Source organism: Limnothrix sp. FACHB-1083, from assembly GCF_014696485.1.
Taxonomy (GTDB): domain Bacteria; phylum Cyanobacteriota; class Cyanobacteriia; order CACIAM-69d; family CACIAM-69d; genus CACIAM-69d.
Window position 1 is genome coordinate 144,621 of the sequence record NZ_JACJQD010000006.1, and the last position, 17,434, is coordinate 162,054.

Consider the following 17,434-nt stretch of genomic DNA (forward strand, 5'->3'; position numbering starts at 1 on the left):
TTTTTTCATTCAACCGTGATCGATTGAACAGCGATTGGTTGAACGATGATCGGGAATGGGTGAACGTTGGTTGCAGAATCATCCATCCCCGTTGTACTGGAGAACAGACCTCAGACACAAGGTGGGAGCCACCGGGCGATCGGGCATGGGGGTGGGAATCGGGGTGATCTTCTCGTCAGGTGATCTTCGCGTCAGACGCTGATTAACCGTCGAATCTCCAACCAAAGTCCTAGGCGCGATCGAACAAAAGACCTTAGAATTCTGGGCATGGTTCAGGCAAATCCCACAAACAATTCCCCCGCGACCCCGATCGCGCCCCCCACCGGTCACCCCGTCGCCGGGTCGATCCCCCCATGCGCTTGGAGCCGCCCGATCGGCCTTGGTTGGGAACGTCCTTACACCGTCCGCTATGCCAGCAATTTGGACGATGGCCCCTGGCATGGTGCGCCCTTGGGTGGGTTTGGGGCCGGCTCCTTGGGTCGATCGCCCCGGGGTGAATTTAACTTTTGGCACATGGACGGCGGGGAGCATGTGTTTGCCAACCTGCCCGGCTGTCAGTTTGCGGTTTTTGAGCAAGCAGAGGGCGACTTACCCCGAACCTATGCCCTCAGCAGCGAACCACCCGCCGATGGCAGCCTGGGGGATTGGGCTTGGTATCCCGCTTCCACGGCCGAGCGCTCAACGGGCACTTACTCGGCGCTCTACCCGCGCAGTTGGTTTACTTACGAAAACGTGTTGCAGACCCACCTCACCTGCGAACAGTTTTCACCGATTTTGGCGGGCAACTACCAAGAAACCAGCTATCCCGTGGCGGTGTTTGAGTGGACGGCCCACAACCCCACCGATCGCCCCATTACAGTCAGTATTTTGCTCAGTTGGGAAAACACGGTGGGTTGGTTCACCAATGCCCTCAAGAATCCCGAAATTACGGTGCGGGACGACGGCAGCCCCGAGTATGAATATCAACCCCGTTGGGGCGAGAGCGAGGGGAACTTTAACCGCTGGATTGAAGATTTCTCGCGGGTGGGCTGCACGCTCCTGAACTTGGAAGGCTTGATTGATCCGGGCGATCGCCCCTTGGCCGAAGGGATGGGCCAATGGGCCTTGATGACGGTGCAAAACCCGGCGGTGGAGGTGTTTCACCACACCCGCTGGAACCCGGCCGGCGATGGTTCGGATCTGTGGCGCGATTTTTCCCGATCGGGTGACCTGTCCGACGAAAGCGACGATCGGCCCGCCAAGGCCGGTGAACGGATTGGCGCAGCGATCGCCGTTCGCTTCACCCTCCGACCCGGCAAAACTCGCAAAATTCCCTTCATCTTGGCTTGGGACTTTCCCACCACGGAATTCAAGGCCGGCGTGACCTACTATCGTCGCTACACGGACTTTTTCGGGCGCAATGGTCAAGGGGCCTGGTCGATCGCCCGCACCGCCCTGAAGCATTACGATGCCTGGCGCGAAGGGATCATTGCCTGGCAAAAACCCGTACTCGATCACCCCGACTGGCCCGATTGGTTCAAAATGGGCCTTCTCAATGAGCTATACGACCTGACGGCTGGGGCCACCGTTTGGAGTGCCGCCGATGAGCGAGATCCCAAGGGCCAGTTCGCCGTGGCCGAATGTCTGGACTACCGCTGGTATGAAAGTTTAGATGTGCGGCTCTATGGTTCCTTTGGGCTGCTGTTGCTGTGGCCCGAGCTGGAAAAGGCCGTGATGCGAGCCTTTGCGCGGGCAATTCCCACGGCCGATGCCACCCCTCGAATCATTGGCTATAACCGGGCGGCGGCGGTTCGGAAGATTGCCGATGCCACCCCCCATGATTTGGGCGCACCGAACGAACATCCCTGGGAAGCCACCAACTACACCAGCTATCAGGATTGCAACCTGTGGAAGGATTTACCCTGCGATTTCGTGTTGCAGGTCTACCGGGACTATCAACTCACGGGAGCCAGCGATCGGCAATTCTTGGTGGACTGCTGGGATTCGGTGGAGCGATCGCTCGCTTACCTAAAAACCTTTGACCAAGACGGCGACGGCATTCCCGAAAACTCCGGCGCACCCGACCAAACCTTTGATGATTGGCGACTGGTGGGCGTGAGTGCCTACTGCGGCGGCCTGTGGATTGCGGCATTGGAAGCGGCGATCGCGATCGGGCAAGTGCTGCTGGAAGCGGATTTGGATGATTTAACCTATGAATCAGACCGGGCCCGCGCCGCCCTCGATCGCCCCCGCTTGGCGGCCACCCTGGCCACCTACCAAGACTGGCTCACCCAAGCCCGATCGGTTTATCATCTGGCCCTCTGGAACGGGCAATCCTATCGCCTCGACACCGGCAGCGGTTCCGACGTGGTGATGGCGGATCAGCTTTGTGGTCAGTTCTATGCCCGATTGCTGGGGCTGCCGGATGTGGTGGACAGCGCCGCCGTTCGCAGGACGATCGAAACGGTTTATGACTCCTGTTTCGTCAAGTTCAACGCCTTCTGTCGGAGCGATCGGGCCCGGGAACTGGGGTGGAACATTCCCCACGACCTGCCTAACCTGGGGGTGGCCAACGGCGTGTTGCCCGATGGTTCCCCCGAAAACCCGAAGGCCACCCATCCATTGGAAGTCTGGACAGGAATTAACTTTGGGCTAGCGGCTTTTTGGTTGCAAATGGGCTACCAGCAGGAAGCCATGGAAGTGGCCGCCGCCGTTGTGAACCAAATCTATAGCGGGGGTTTGCAATTCCGAACGCCGGAGGCTATTACGGCTCAAAACACCTTCCGGGCCAGTACCTACCTGCGACCGATGGCCATTTGGGCAATGTATGGCATTCTGACGGAGTTTGCGCCCTTAACGGCCCGTTAGGGAGCAGCAATTGAGGAGCTATGACGGTGCCGATCGGGTCGATCGAATGCAGTAATTCCCACTGCGGTCACGGGAATCCCGCCTCGGCCAAGGTCTGTGCTGCCTGTGGTGCTCCGCTGCTGCATCTATACCTCTACGGGATTGGATCCGACCTGCGGTCGCTGGCTCCCGGCACTTGGCTCGCCAATCGCTACTACTACTTGGGCGATCGGCGCTTTTTGGACGGCAAGCCAGGCCAAGTGCCCGAAGTGCCTGGGGAGGTGACGCGCCTGCTTCTCAGCTATTTGCGGCTGGTGGAGCATCGGCCCCAAGTGCCCCAAATTTACGGCGTTGTCAAACAGTCGAACTTTAGCCGGGAAGCCATTTTGTTACTTGAAGGGGCCCCGATCGGCCCCGATGGATCCCTGCTGCCAAAGTTGGTTGACCAATGGGCCAAGGCCACACCCCTGCGCCAACTGAATTGGCTGTGGCAAGTGGCGCGGCTCTGGGAACCCTTGCAAGACGCGGGGGTCACGGCCACCCTGTTGGAGCCGGAGCGGTTGCGGGTGGGGAGCGGCTGGGTGCGGTTGCTGGCCCTGAAGGACAATGCGGGGCGATCGCCCAGTTGGGCCGAGTGGGGGCGCTGGTGGGTGCAACGGCTGCGGCCCCATCCGGCCTTGGAATCTTTGGTCTCGCCCCTGTTGCAACAGGTGGCGTTGGGTAATTGCGATCCGCCGACTCTGGTGGCGAATTTGGAGCAGCTCATCACCCAAGTGGCGGCCCAGGATGCGCCCGTGGAGCTGGCCGTGGCCAGCCTGAGCGACCCGGGGCCGAGCCGATCGCGCAATGAAGATGCTTGCTATCCCTTCAGCCAAGATCAGACCCGAGGGCAGCGGTTGGGTTTGGCGATCGTTTGCGATGGGTTAGGGGGCCATGAGGGCGGGGACGTGGCTTCCCGTTGGGCGATCGAGCAGCTCACCACCGAGTTAGTGCCCTTTGTGGAGGCCGCCGCCCAGGCCCCCCCTAGCCCTGAGTTGGTGAATGCCACCCTGCTGCGGGCGATCGGGCTGGCCAATGCCGTCATTACCCAACGCAATGTGCAGGAGGGGCGAGCCGAGCGCCAACGGATGGGCACCACGGTGGTTTTGGCCCTGGTGATCGATCGATGGCTGTACATTGCCCATGTGGGCGATAGCCGCGCTTATCAAATCACGCCCACGGGCTGCTATGCCTTGACCTTGGATGATGACCTGGCTACCCGCGAAACCCGTTTGGGTCTCGGGTTCTATCGAGATTTGTTGCAAATCAGCGCCGCCGGGGCCCTGGTACAGGCCTTGGGCATGGGCAATTCTGAGCAACTTTATCCCAGCGTGCGCCGCATGGTGCTGGACGAGGATTGCGCGATCGTCCTCTGCTCCGATGGGGTGAGCGATTTTGACCTGATCGAGCGATCGTGGCGTGACCAGTTCCCGGTGCGTTGGGGCCAAGGGGATCCCGGTCAAACCGTGGCCCAAATGATCGCCCTCGCCAATCAACACAATGGCCACGACAACGCCACCATCAGCCTGGTGCAAATTGGAGCCACGCGCCAGCTCGTGCCGGATCCAGCCCGCCTGCGCCGCCCCGTGATGGTTCCTAGTCCACCGCTCGATCGGGAATTGGAGGTTTCGCCCGCCGCCAACTCCAATAACCCCAATAGTTTCCAAGGGGATGACCTGTTGCCCTCGGTGGTGGCCAAAATGCCCCAAACGGAACTGGTGACCCCTTCGGCGGAACCCTCGCCAATTCCCCCTGAGGGCCGATCGCCCCTGGTTCGATCGCCCTGGGTTGGCCGCTGGTTCAGCCTGTTGGCCCTAGTCATTTTCGGCGGTGGGCTGTTGGCCCTGGTGATCATGCCCCTGGTGCGACAACTGGTCGATGCCAATGCCCCCAATACCCCGGCTCCTAGCTCCACCCCGATCGCCTCGCCCAGTGGAATCAACACCACACCCAGCCCCGTACCCAGCCCGATGGCTCTGAACGTGGGCGAGGTGCTGCAAATCAAGCCCCAAGCTGCCGCCCTGGGGTTATACGGGCCCGATCGAACCACCCTGGTTGGTTGGTTACCCCCCAACAGCACCATTCAAATTCTGCGCATCTCCTTGCCGATCGCCCCCGCCACCCCAACGGCCACCCCGATCGCCAACCCACCAACCGGCGATCGCCCCTCTGGGCCGCCACCGGGACTGACCTGGGTGGAACTCAAAATCTGTACCCTGGGCCGCAGCAATCTCAACAGTTCTCTCGCCAGCGGCGCAACTCTTTGGGCCCGCCAAGCAGACTTGGGCGATCGCGTTGTGGCCGCCGCTCCCCTCCCCTTGCCCAACGGCTGCCAAGCCTCGACAATCACTCCCGATGCTGTCAACAACCCGCCGTGAATTGGTGATAAGTTGAGCGCGGACTTGCGATCGCCTCCCCGGGGACAGCCATGAACAGCACTGAATCTTGGAAATATTTCTTTCTTGCGGACGGGTGGATTGTTGGGCGCGTTTGGAGCACCGATGGCCCCTGGAGCACCATCGCTTGGCGACGCGGGCCCCGCATTGAACGCACCCACCTCTCCATCACCCAGCAGGACGAAGTGCTCTGGCTGTATCGAGCCGAGTCCAACATCGTCACCATCGAGGTCAAGCCCGAACCGACCACCACGGGTGACGGCAACTTCAATCAGCCGATCGGGCAAGTGCTGCTCACCCGTTTAATCAGCGCCGACCAGGTAATCGAACGGCTGAGCCTGGCCCAAGCCCACTTTCAAACCCAAAAAGCCGGCCAGTTCTAGGGTTTCCCCGATCGCCACGGTCTCGATCCCCAACCGTCAACAACGGCTGGCGCATTCCCCTGCCAATCACCCATTGCCGCCATCACAGGGCGATCGGCCTCCCCGTTTGCTTGCGATCGGTATGTGGACTCTATACACTTTTTTAGATAACTGCCTTAACGGATTCTTTCGAGAAACTGCATCGCGACTTCCATAACAGGCGATCGATTTACTGCACTGCTGTATCACCAACGATTGAGGAGGCCGTAGTCAATGGGACTACCCTGGTATCGAGTGCATACAGTCGTCCTGAATGACCCAGGCCGACTGATTGCCGTACACCTAATGCACACAGCGCTTGTGGCCGGCTGGGCCGGTTCCATGGCGCTGTTTGAGCTATCCAACTTCGATCCGAGCGATCCCGTTCTGAACCCCATGTGGCGGCAAGGCATGTTCGTGCTGCCCTTCATGGCGCGTTTGGGCGTGACCGAATCGTGGGGCGGCTGGAGCGTCACGGGTGAAACTGCCACCAACGTCGGCTTCTGGAGCTTTGAAGGCGTAGCAACTGCCCACATCGTCCTTTCGGGTCTGCTGTTCTTGGCAGCCGTTTGGCACTGGGTGTTCTGGGATTTGGAACTGTTCACCGATCCCCGCACGGGCGAACCCGCCCTCGACTTGCCGAAGATGTTCGGCATCCACCTGTTCTTGTCTGGTCTTCTCTGCTTTGGTTTCGGTGCATTCCACCTCACGGGTCTGTTTGGGCCAGGGATGTGGGTGTCTGACCCCTATGGCATCACTGGCCATGTCCAGCCCGTTGCGCCCGAATGGGGGCCCGATGGCTTTAACCCCTTTAACCCCGGCGGGATTGTGGCCCACCACATCGCTGCGGGGATTGTCGGGATTATTGCCGGTCTGTTCCACCTGAGCGTCCGCCCGCCCGAGCGCCTCTACAAGGCCCTGCGGATGGGGAACATCGAAACCGTGCTGTCGAGCAGTATCGCTGCGGTGTTCTTCTCGGCCTTCGTGGTTGCGGGCACCATGTGGTACGGCAACGCCACCACCCCGATCGAACTGTTTGGCCCCACCCGTTATCAGTGGGATAGCGGCTACTTCCAACAGGAAATCCAACGTCGCGTTCAAACCGATGTGGCGGCTGGCAAGAGCTTGGATGAAGCTTGGTCGGCAATTCCCGAAAAACTGGCTTTCTATGACTACGTGGGCAACAGCCCCGCCAAGGGCGGTCTGTTCCGCGTCGGCAAGATGAACAGCGGCGACGGCACGGCCAAGAAGTGGCTGGGTCACGCGGTGTTCACCGATGCTGAAGGTCGCGAACTGAACGTGCGCCGTCTGCCGAACTTCTTCGAAACCTTCCCGGTTGTGATGACCGATGCGGATGGTGTGGTGCGTGCGGACATTCCGTTCCGTCGTGCAGAATCGAGGCTGAGTGTTGAGCAAAGCGGTGTCACGGCTAAGGTCTACGGCGGTGCGCTGGGCGGCCAAACCTTCACCAACCCGGCGGATGTGAAGCGGCTGGCTCGCCGTTCGCAGTTGGGCGAACCGTTTGAGTTCGACACCACCGATGCAGATGGCGTGTTCCGCACCAGCCCTCGCGGTTGGTTCACCTTCGCCCATGCTTCGTTTGCGCTGCTGTTCTTCTTTGGTCACATCTGGCACGGTGCTCGGACGCTGTTCCGCGACGTGTTTGCTGGGATTGAAGCTGACCTGGGCGAACAAATCGAGTTTGGTGCGTTCCAAAAACTGGGCGACTTGACCACCCGTAAGGAGTCGGTCTAGGGCTTGGCTTTGGTCACTCTAGCTTTGGGGTGCTAAGGGTCAGACTCTGACTCCTTGGTAGCCCAAAAATTAACGGGAGAGTCTGGGATTCCAGGCTCTCCCGCTGTGTTTTGGGGGTGTTGGGCGGTGGGGCCGATCGCCCTGGGCAGCTTGTCTTCAGTGCCAGCCCCAGGTTTTTTCAAAAGTTCTTTTTCGGAAGTTCCTTTTCAGAAGATTGTTGCAGGTTGTAAATCCTGATTTGACGGGATTTTGGAAACTGAACGTTTTCGACCCTTGCTTGATAGACTGAGGAAAAGTTGTTAGGAAATGAACGATGGAAAGCGTTGCCTACATTTTGATTTTGGCGTTGGCGATCGGGACGTTGTTTTTTGCAATTGCCTTCCGCGAGCCTCCTCGGATTGGCAAGTAGGCAAGGCTTGGCCGCATGGGCTGCGTTGAGCTTGATTGCACGGAGCCTCACGATATTGAGCTTCCCGACATTCGGCTTGGCAACATTAGCGCCAAGGGCTGTATTGGCCATATCGGCTGTATTGATATTTGGATCGTTGGCCCGATCGCCCAATCTAGGGTTGGGAGCTAGCCCTTCGGTGGCTCGATCGACCATGATCACCGTTCAACCCGAGTGATGAATCGTTTGGATGGAGGGTCTGTGGGGCAACTCGATCGCACGGTTTGTCACTCGGGTTCTGTTATGAGGGGTGATGCCTGTGCGGTGTCCGTTCTGCCATCACACGGATAGTCGGGTGCTTGAATCGCGGGCGGCGGAAGGCGGACAAAGCATTCGGCGGCGGCGCGAGTGTTTGGCTTGTTTACGGCGCTTCACAACCTACGAACGGGTGGAATTTGTGCCGATCGCGGTGGTCAAGCGAGACGGGCGGCGGGAATCGTTCGATCGCTCAAAGCTGCTGCGGGGGTTAATCCGCGCCTGTGAAAAAACTGGCATTGGCGTAGAACAGTTGGAATCGATCGTGGACGAAATTGAAGCAGAAGTCCAACAGCGATCGATTCGGGAAGTGAAAACCAATGAATTAGGCGAATTGGTGCTCGATCGGTTGCGATTGCTCAGCGAAGTGGCCTACGTGCGCTTTGCCTCGGTATATCAGCAATTTCAGGGCATTCGGGATTTTGTGGAAACCCTCGATCGATTGCGAGCCGAGCGGGCTGAAGCGCATATTTGGCCAGCGGCCACCCCCCTTCTGGAGGATGTTGCTCTGGGCGGCGACCATAATTCCTGAAGCTGCTATTCCTGAGGCAGCCATTCCTGGAGCCGCAAGCAAGGGTCACGAAAAGCCCCGCAATCAGCAATTTCGATTATTTTTTGACTATCTTTTTTGGGTTATCTTGAATTCATTTTTTGATCCTTCCAGGAGATTTCTGGGGCGATCGCTGTCATCCCCCAACCACACAGGGGGCCCGGCCGCTTGTCAAATGCCCCTAAGAGTGGCAAAACCAAAGTGGCAAGACCAAATATCGGCATTGGTTGCAGCGTCAACCAACGGTCGCACCTAAGCATGGAGTGAATCAAAGTGGATGCAGTGTTGGGGCTACTCGTTTCTCTCGCCGTGGGCTTGGGCTATTTTGCCAGCTCCGCTCGGGTGATTGAACAGGGAAATAAAGCATTGGTTGAGCGCCTCGGTCGCTATCAACGAACGCTCGATCCGGGATTGAACTTTGTGATTCCGTTCGTGGATTCGCTGATTGTCGAAACCGTGCGGGAACGCGACCTGGATATCGCCCCCCAGCAAGTCATCACCAAAGACGGCTTGGCGATCGAGGTAGATGCCCTCGTTTCTTGGCGCATCGTTAACTTAAAAGCCGCCTACTACAACGTTGATAATCTAGATGATTCCCTCAGAAACCTGGTTTTGACGGAATTACGCGCCCGATTCGGCCAAATTGATCTAGAGGAAACCTTCTCCAAAATTGAAGAATTGAATAATTACCTCCTGGAGCGCCTCGATACCATTACCACTGAGTGGGGCATTAAGGTGCTGCGGGTAGCCATCCAAAACATCAAGCGCCCTGAAGAGATCGATCGCGCCATGGAGCGAACTCGGATTGCCGAGCGGGAACGCCAAGCTGCCGTTTCTGAAGCCGAAGGAAAGCGCGATGCGGCCATTGCCGAAGCGGAAGGGCGCAAGCGGGCCGCCGTTTCCGAGGCCGAAGGGATTGTGCAAGCGGTGCAGCTCATTTCGGCCGCCATGCAGGATCGTCCCCAAAACAAGGGGGTTTTGGAGCAAATGGTGAAATTCCTGGTGGCTCAGCGCTATGTGGACGCTAGCCAGCGAATTAGCGAAAGCCCCAACTCTAAGGTGATCTTCATGGATCCCAAAGCCCTCACGGAAACTGTCAACGGCATCATGGAAAGCGAGGAATCAGTCCCCGCTCGCCACAACCATGTACATGGCAAGGTTGACTTCGCAGACTTGGATGGCCCGGGCGGCGCTTAGGCCGGTTGGTTGGCGCGGATCGTTGGGGCAAGGGGCTTAAGCCCCTTGTCTGGGGCCGTTAGGCTACGCATCGATCGACCGCTTTCACTGGATTGCAGGCAATGACAACCAGAGCCTAGGGCTGTGCGGGCGACGGACTGGGGCTGGCGGCGGGGGTTGGCTCAGCACCGGGTTCCGTGGCCGCCAGCTTGCGGATTTGATCTTTAAATCGATCGGGTGCTAACCCCGCAGCCGTTGCAAACAATTCCTCAGCCTGTTGAGTCTTGCCTTGGTTGCGCAGCACGATCGCCTTGGCCAAAACCGGTCGAAAATCCTTGGGATTGCCCTCTAGGGCCTTGTCAAACGCAGCGATCGCGTCGTCATACCGCTCCAACTTGACGTAAACCTCGCCCAAGAGCAGCCGAATCGACACCACATCGGCGCTGTTGGGCTTGCTTTTATTGGCCGCGATCGCCTGATCCAACGACTCCTGCACCAAACCCACGGCCGCTTGGGGGCGCTGCTGTTCCACCAGCAGGGTGGCCAATCCTTGCAAGGCCTTGAGGCTGTTGGGCTGGCGATCGAGCAGGGTGCGGTAGGTGGCTGCCGCCGCTTCCAAGTCCCCCGCCTCTTTTTGGGCTTGGGCTAACAGAATGCCGTAGTCCGGTTCGGAAGGGTTCAGCTCCGCTAGCTTGGCCAACGGCGCGATCGCCCCCTTGCGATCGCCCATTTTCAGCTTGGCTTCCAACAGCCCCCGCAGGGCCGTTTGATTGTCCGGCTCCCGTTGCAGCACCAACTCATAGCCCTTGGCCTCATTCATGAGTCGATCGCGCTCCGAGCTGGCCGGGCTAGTTCCCGGGCTGGCGGCAGAATTGGGGGTTTGGCGTAGGCCTCCCAACAAGGGCAGCACCGACAGTCCAACAAAAGCGAGTAGCGCCAAAAACAGCACAGCGCTCGTGAGCCAACGGTTTTGCTTTTGATTCGTCACAGTTTTTGCCTCGTTTGCCTGACGGAAGAGCCGCCCCGGGCTGGGGAGTCTCTTGGGGGGCCGTAACCCGACATTTTGACATCCACACGCTCTAAACCGACAGGAATTCTTGGATCCGATCCCTTCGGCAACCGAGCAAACCCCATGCGGCGATCGATCCCTGATTTCGCTCAAATGATGATGGCATCAGGGTTTTAGGTCAAGTCCAAATCGGCAACGCTTCCCCGAACTCCCAAAAAACCAGAAAAATCTTCTGACTCCCTTGGGCTATCCATGCATTCAGTAGAATAGGCAGATTGACAGCCCCCGGGTCTTGGCCCTTGAGCCGTCACCTTCAGTTTCCCCATGAACCCATGGGGTGATTGGTCTCTGGAAAATGCCATTCCAGGGGGTTGGGTGAGTCCTGGGTTGGCCCCGTCAATATCAGTTCCGAATCGGTTTCGTCTGAGGTCTCTTGGCTCGTTTCTCGGCTCATCTCGGGAAGCTCGCTGAGGCCCGGCCCTGAAGGATCTTTGCCAAATGATTTTTGCCAAATGATCTTCAATGGCTGTGGCGCGATCGCCCTGATTTGCATTTCTGATTTGCATTTCTGATTCGCGCTGATCCAGTGTCATACCCATCGTCATGCGCACCGTGATGCACCGATCGCCGGGCTGACCGATCGCTGACCGATCACCGAACTGATCTCTGTTCCTCGCTCCTGTCTCCGTCCCCTGCAAGGAGGTCTTATGTGTCCCCCGTCTGAGCCGCCTGCGGCCGAGTCATCCACACCGAACAACGGGCCCAAGCGGCCAAACCCGCCCCCCGTCCGTCCCAATCCACCCGCCGCTCAAGCCGAAGAAGCCCCTCGCAAGGAAGCCGCTAAATCGGAAAAAGAGTCCGCCAAAATCGTTAGTATTTCCAAGCCCGTGCGGCGAGACCCAACCGCCACCCCCGAACCGACCGCCGCGCCGGAACCCGTGGAACCGGAGGAAGCCGCTCCCGTCTCGGAAGAGGACAGCACCCTTGGGTTGCGACTGCATCCCATTCCACCCCCCAGTGACCCCATGCAATACCGGGCGATCGGGCTGGTGCGAGGCCGCTATCTGCCTTCCGAAGAGCGCCTAACCAAGGGTGCTTTGGTGGTGGAAAACGATATCCAGATCGATGCGGTGTTGCTGGGCCGGGTCATGAGCCTTGTCAAAAACCACATCGACCTCGATAAGGAACACCTGTGGGTGGTTTATCCGCGCACCCGTGAAAATCACCTGCATTTGCAAGTGGTGGGCGTTTGGGAGCCAGAAACCTTGCACCGCAAGCCGCCGGAAGGATCCGATGAGCCGGTTTTAGAACCAGCCGTGGTGGATCAAGAATTTTTCTCGATCCGAGGCGAGGTGATGTTCCATCGGGCCGACCAAGAGGCGGTAACCATGCGCATCCAGCAAGCGCCGCGTCGCCCCGATGACAAGGCGAAGGCGTTCAAGATCCACTTGAAGGGCGTGCTGGGTGAGCGAGCCGTGGGCCATTTCTGGGATGTGGAGGTGAAGCGGGAAGGGGATGTGCTGACGATCGTGCAGGGCACATCCATCCGACGAATGCCCCCCCGCAAACCCCGCAAGCCGACGGGTAACCACAAGCCTCGGGGCGGCGGAGGTCGCCGGTTTAATCGGAACGATCGCCCGCCGGGGGATCGGCCCGAAGGGACTCGGCCCGCCACACCACGGCCCCAACGGAGCGGAGACCAAAAGCCATCGAAACCGCGGCCACGCAGCGCGGCTCCGGAGGGCGAGGCTCACGAATCTTCAAGGGAATCCTAGGCGGCTAACGGAGACCGTGGTTCCCAGCCAGTCTGGGAAATAAGTTCAATTGGGAGCGATTAGTTGAGGCGATCGAGTTCCAGGCAACAAATTTGCCAGGGCTTGATCGCCTTTGTGCTGGCGGGGTCTGCTGGGGTTGTTGCTGTGGGCGTTGGGGTGGAGTCCGACAGGGGATCGCCCAACAAATTGACCCGATCGCCCCAGGTCAAGGGCAAATCGCTAGTCAGGTGCAACTGACCCGATCGGCCGACACTTTCATAAAGCCGCAACACCCAGCGATCGGCCCGTTGGGGGTGGCGGGTGAGGGCCATCAGTTGGGCATAGTCACAGCCCAAGTTGAGCAAGGTGGCTTGGGTGGGCAACTGGGGCGCGATCGCCGAATCGGCCGCAGCTTCGGCTAATGGCGGCTCCTCAGTGACGGGCACAGGAACCCAACAGGCCAAGAGCGGTGATTGCAACTCGGCCGATCGCTGCACCGTCTGGGCCCCTTGCCAGCCGCCCAAGTGGGGATAGATCGCGTAGGTAAATTCCCAGGTGCCCCGATCGCTGTGGGGATCGGGCCAGCAGGGTGATCGCAACAAGCTCAAACGCAATTGCCCCGGCTTGGCATCAAACCCATGGGGCCCCGTGGTTAATAAACTCACCCCCCAGGCCGCCACATCCTGCGGCGTGGGATCTGCAATTTGGGGAGTCCGATCGGGAATCGCATGGGTCGCCCCATCCTTGGTCGATCGCCCGGGCCCAGGATGATCCGCAATTAACCGGGCGGCCAGGTCAGCCCAGCGCAGGGCGGGCACTTCCCACTTCGCTTGTTCGGCGGCGGTGCTGGGTCGGGTGGGGCGAACAATTGCCCCGCAAGGAATTTCGTAGGTGGCGAGATCCGGTTCGTCACTGAGGGGAAAGGCGGCTTTTAAAAGCACTTGGGTTTCTTGCCATTGGGCGGTAGTGCGAATTTGTAACAGGGGCGATCGGGACTCCAGAACGTAATCTTGAGTGATCACCGATTGCCCCACCTGTCGTCGCACTCGCAGAACTTGGCGCACGGGGCCGGACTCTTCCCATCGCCAATCCAACAGTTGAGCCGGAGGCAGCGCGTTGGTTTCGTAGGCGGGATCAATATTCCAAGCGTCCCAATATTGCCCCGCGTCCCGAAAGGCTTGCAGCTCGTTGCCGGGGCCGGACAAGATTTCGCAATTTTGGATGATGTCAAACAAACTGCTGATGTTGCCGGTAATCGGATCGATCGTGACCCGTAACCAGGGATTTTGCAGAATCGGCGGCTCGCTGGGTAAATGTTGCAAATCCACCATCGTGGGTTCGGCATCGGGCACTAACCACAGGCATTGATAACCCACGCCGGGACAGTCATTCACCTGCACCAACAACCGATCGCCCCGGGGCCCCGATCGCTGAGTTAACAACGGTTGCCCATCGCCACTCACCGCTCGCCAAGATCCCGGGGGCAACGCCAGTTCCACCACGCCCGATCGCTCCCAACTGAGGCTGTTAAAAATCACCACGGGGGAAGCTCCGGCCACGGGCGGTTGGGTCAGGTCGATCGCAGCGCACCAGTGACTTAATGCGCGATCGCGCCCGGTCAAGGCTCCGGCTTCCGCCACCTGCCAATCCCCATTCACGGTTTCGTAGACTTCGGGGATCGAAGTACCGGGCAAAATGTCATGAAATTGGTTAAACAACACCCGTTTCCAGGCCTGCTCTAAGTCTGCAAAAGCAGCGGTGGCCAACTCGGGAGTCACCAGCCCTGCCATTTCCGCCAAAGACCACCAAAGTTCCGCTTCATACAGCAGTCCTTCACAGCGACGGTTGGCCAGCTTTTGATCCAAGTGGGTGGTGTAGCAACCACGATGAAACTCCAGATACAGTTCATCGCGCCAGCGGGGCCAGGTGTCGATCGCGGCGAGTTTTGCACCCAAGTCAGTCACCCGTCCAAACCCTAGCTGCGGGAACAGGGGAGAAGCAGACCAGCGCTGCCACTGCTCCAGCATTTCCCGGGTGGGGCCGCCTCCTCGATCGCCCAGCCCCGGTAACCAAAGGCTGGTGGTTTGGCCGGTGGCCTGTTCCCAATCGACGGCATGCCGAGCGATCGCTAGGGGATCCGCGTCCGTGCCAATGGGCGGCAACATCCAGCCCAACACTTGCGACCCATCGGGACTTTCCCAGGTGATGGCTTCGTGGGGAAAGCGGGTGGTGTCGTTCCAGCGCAGTTTTTGGGTGGCAAAAATATCAATGCCCCCTAACCGCAACAGTTGCGGCAATTGCCAGCAGAACCCAAAGGTATCGGGCAACCAGGCAATCCGGGCCGGTTGATCCGCCACCCACTGGCCTTGATGGTTCAGGGCAAATTGTTGACCGTAAAGAATTTGGCGGGCGATCGATTCGCCGCTGATGCAGTTCAAGTCCGGCTCAATCCACAGGCCCGCCGCCAGTTCCCACCGCCCTTCCCCAACCCGATCGCGCACTTGAGCCATCAGGGCCGGGCGATCGGCCGCCAACCACTCAAACAGGGCCGGGCTGGAATGGGTGAAGGTGAGGTCAGGAAATTCCGTTTGCAACTGCAAGACCGATCGAAAGGTGCGATCGGCCGCATCCCAGGTATCCGCCACGGGCCAGAGCCAAGCCATGTCCAGGTGAGCATGGCCCACGGCGTGAATTTGTCGCTGCTTGAGCCAGTCGGCCCAACCGGCGGCCACCAGGGTTTGGCGGGCCCGTTGCAGGGAGGCTTCAAAGGCCACCCGATCGGCTAAGGCCGCCCAGTGAATTTGCCCGATCGCCTGATCCAAACTGGCGCGATCGGGGCGATCGGGCGATTCCAAAGTGGCAAACTGAGCCACCACCGCCAACTCATCGGCCAGCGTTCCCGGATCCAGGCGATCGACCAAAGAAGCCGTCTCAAAAATCAGCTCTGCCTTCACCAGCGCCCCTTGATCATGGCCAGGTGACACCAATCGAATCGCCAAATCAAACGCCATGCCCGGTTCCGCCGCCGCGCTCAGCAACCGCCGACAGGCCGGATCGAAGAGATCGCCCGCTTGGACAAATTGCCCATTCAGATAAATTTCCGCCACTTCCGCCCACCAACCCAAGGCCAGTCGCAACGTCAGCCCCGCGATCGGGTAGGGTTCTGCCAAATATTCCGGAATCACAATCCGTTGGGCCAACCACAGGGTCGATCGCCCCGCCGCCACGGGGATGTGGCCCTTGTCATTCACCGCCATCTGCGGCCAACGCGACCACCGATCGGGATCCAAGGCCCAATCTAGGCGCAATTCCCCTCGCCACCCCTGCCAAGCGGTTTGGCAGCGATATCGAGTGAGGGAACGCAGCCGATCAATCGAGAACTGCCAAGGCTCAGAATTCTGCGGAGTCACGGGAAGCTAGGCTCAGTGTATGTATACTTTCTCCAATTTAAAGGCCATTCTCCCGTCGCTCTTTCGCTGGCTCGTTCACTTCCACGGAATTTGAGGCCACTGAGATACAAATCAGGCTTAAATCAAGCAGAACTCAGGCTCAAATCAAGTTCAAATCAGGCTTAAATCAGGCTCAAATCAGTTGCCCTCAGAATGATGGCCCCGCAGGACGTTGGGGAGAAAACCACAACACCCGATAGCTCGGCCACTGCTCCACCTGGGTTAACTGCCGCAGCCGCCGACCATCCGCACTCGCCACATAGATATGGTCACTACAGGTGACCTGACCAGCGGTCACCAGCCGCCGACAGGGGCCCGCAAAGCCGGCCACCAAAACCAGTTGTTGGCCGTCCGGTGACCAGGTATAGGCCGACAAATCCCCCAGGCGCTCCCCTTGGGTCACCAGCGGCAGTTCCTGAAATTGGCGCGATCGAGTATCTAAAATCCAAATTGAGGACTGGGATTTCACCCCGGACGATTGGGGAAACAGCCACTGAAAACTCAAAAATTCATCAAGCGGATCGTCGTTGCCACGCACGGCCGGGTTGCGGTGATTTAAAAAGCTCAGCCGCTGACTATCCGGTAACCACTGGAAGTCGTACATGGCGACTTCGGGCACTTGAAAAGGCGTGGTTTCCCCTTCCCGAATCAGCACTTGGGGCGGCTTTTGCAAATCCAGCAGGGTCAGATCGACCGCCTCTTGCCCCAGTTGATAGCGGGCAACGGCCAGGCGCTGACTATCGGGAGACCAGCTCATCCAGCGAATTTCCCGATCAGCATCATCGTTCGCGAGCCAAAGGCGCTGTTGGCCCGTTTGCCGATCGAGTAAGTAAATTTCCGAAAAAGTGGCTTCACCACGCGACTCAATTCGTTCATAGGCCAACCAACGGCCATCGGCACTCCAGGCCCGCCGGCCATTGGAGCTTTGGGCGGCGGGGGGAACGGTGAGCGATCGCACTCCCCCTTGGGGCGTAATCAAAAAGGGACTCGATCGCCCGGAAAATACGCCTTGATAGATCAACCCGCTGCCATCGCGCAACAAAACGGGCGGGCCATTTTCAATTAGGGCTTGATTTTTGTTGGGCTGCTCAATTTCCACGTCGTTTTGCAGCAGCCAGCGAGCCACCAAGCCCGTTTGTAAGTCGGCCGTATAAAATGCCAACCGTGATGGGTCGGGGCCTTGATTGTTAATGTCCGTGGTCACGATCAGGGTGTCCCGATCGTTGGGCAGTTCTGTAACGCTCGGTAACTGTGCTTTGGGCAAGTCACTGACGCAACCTAAGAGTAGAGAGAGCAGGCCAAGGCTTGAGCAGCGCGCCGCGATCGCCCGCCACCGCCAGAGTTGAAAATTGGATCGCAACAACATTCGATAAGGT

Annotated in this window: 11 protein-coding genes; 8 read left to right on the forward strand and 3 right to left on the reverse strand. The window is 59.0% G+C overall.

Annotated features, from left to right (window positions below):
• Positions 1 to 267 precede the first annotated feature (267 nt).
• The 7 genes from H6F46_RS09800 to H6F46_RS09830 all read left to right on the forward strand — a co-directional run bounded on the left by H6F46_RS09800 (position 268) and on the right by H6F46_RS09830 (position 9,867).
• Positions 268 to 2,847, forward strand: a complete 2,580-nt coding sequence (locus H6F46_RS09800) for a GH116 family glycosyl hydrolase (protein WP_190354619.1) — start codon at positions 268 to 270, stop codon at positions 2,845 to 2,847.
• 20 nt (positions 2,848 to 2,867) lie between these two features.
• A complete protein-coding gene (locus H6F46_RS09805; protein WP_190354620.1) occupies positions 2,868 to 5,243 on the forward strand; it encodes a protein phosphatase 2C domain-containing protein in 2,376 nt (791 codons plus the stop codon).
• A 50-nt stretch (positions 5,244 to 5,293) separates the two neighbouring features.
• Positions 5,294 to 5,644 (forward strand): hypothetical protein, encoded by a 351-nt coding sequence (locus H6F46_RS09810; protein ID WP_190354621.1) that lies wholly within the window; start codon positions 5,294 to 5,296, stop codon positions 5,642 to 5,644.
• 252 nt (positions 5,645 to 5,896) lie between these two features.
• Positions 5,897 to 7,417, forward strand: coding sequence for a photosystem II chlorophyll-binding protein CP47 (psbB, locus tag H6F46_RS09815; protein WP_099532321.1), 1,521 nt, complete (start codon positions 5,897 to 5,899; stop codon positions 7,415 to 7,417).
• Positions 7,418 to 7,730: 313 nt separating this feature from the next.
• Positions 7,731 to 7,826, forward strand: coding sequence for a photosystem II reaction center protein T (locus H6F46_RS09820; RefSeq protein ID WP_037216787.1), 96 nt, complete (start codon positions 7,731 to 7,733; stop codon positions 7,824 to 7,826).
• Between the two features lie 298 nt (positions 7,827 to 8,124).
• Positions 8,125 to 8,652 (forward strand): transcriptional regulator NrdR, encoded by a 528-nt coding sequence (gene nrdR / locus H6F46_RS09825; RefSeq protein ID WP_190354622.1) that lies wholly within the window; start codon positions 8,125 to 8,127, stop codon positions 8,650 to 8,652.
• A gap of 291 nt (positions 8,653 to 8,943) precedes the next feature.
• The gene (locus H6F46_RS09830) at positions 8,944 to 9,867 is read left to right on the forward strand and encodes an SPFH domain-containing protein (RefSeq protein ID WP_190354623.1); all 924 of its coding nucleotides are present in this window, start codon (positions 8,944 to 8,946) and stop codon (positions 9,865 to 9,867) included.
• Between the two features lie 115 nt (positions 9,868 to 9,982).
• Here H6F46_RS09830 and H6F46_RS09835 read toward each other — a convergent pair whose 3' ends face one another.
• Positions 9,983 to 10,834 carry a lipopolysaccharide assembly protein LapB gene (locus H6F46_RS09835; RefSeq protein ID WP_099532323.1) on the reverse strand — a complete coding sequence of 284 codons (852 nt, stop codon included), beginning with the start codon at positions 10,832 to 10,834 and terminating at the stop codon, positions 9,983 to 9,985.
• A gap of 728 nt (positions 10,835 to 11,562) precedes the next feature.
• Here H6F46_RS09835 and H6F46_RS09840 point away from each other — a divergent pair.
• Positions 11,563 to 12,630, forward strand: coding sequence for a hypothetical protein (locus H6F46_RS09840; protein WP_190354624.1), 1,068 nt, complete (start codon positions 11,563 to 11,565; stop codon positions 12,628 to 12,630).
• Positions 12,631 to 12,689: 59 nt separating this feature from the next.
• On the opposite strand, the gene H6F46_RS09845 is transcribed toward H6F46_RS09840, so the two are convergent.
• Both H6F46_RS09845 and H6F46_RS09850 read right to left on the reverse strand, forming a co-directional pair.
• Positions 12,690 to 16,019 carry an alpha-mannosidase gene (locus H6F46_RS09845; protein ID WP_190354625.1) on the reverse strand — a complete coding sequence of 1,110 codons (3,330 nt, stop codon included), beginning with the start codon at positions 16,017 to 16,019 and terminating at the stop codon, positions 12,690 to 12,692.
• 187 nt (positions 16,020 to 16,206) lie between these two features.
• On the reverse strand, positions 16,207 to 17,418 hold the full coding sequence (locus H6F46_RS09850; protein WP_206753579.1) for a PD40 domain-containing protein: 1,212 nt from the start codon (positions 17,416 to 17,418) through the stop codon (positions 16,207 to 16,209).
• Between the last annotated feature and the right edge of the window lie 16 nt (positions 17,419 to 17,434).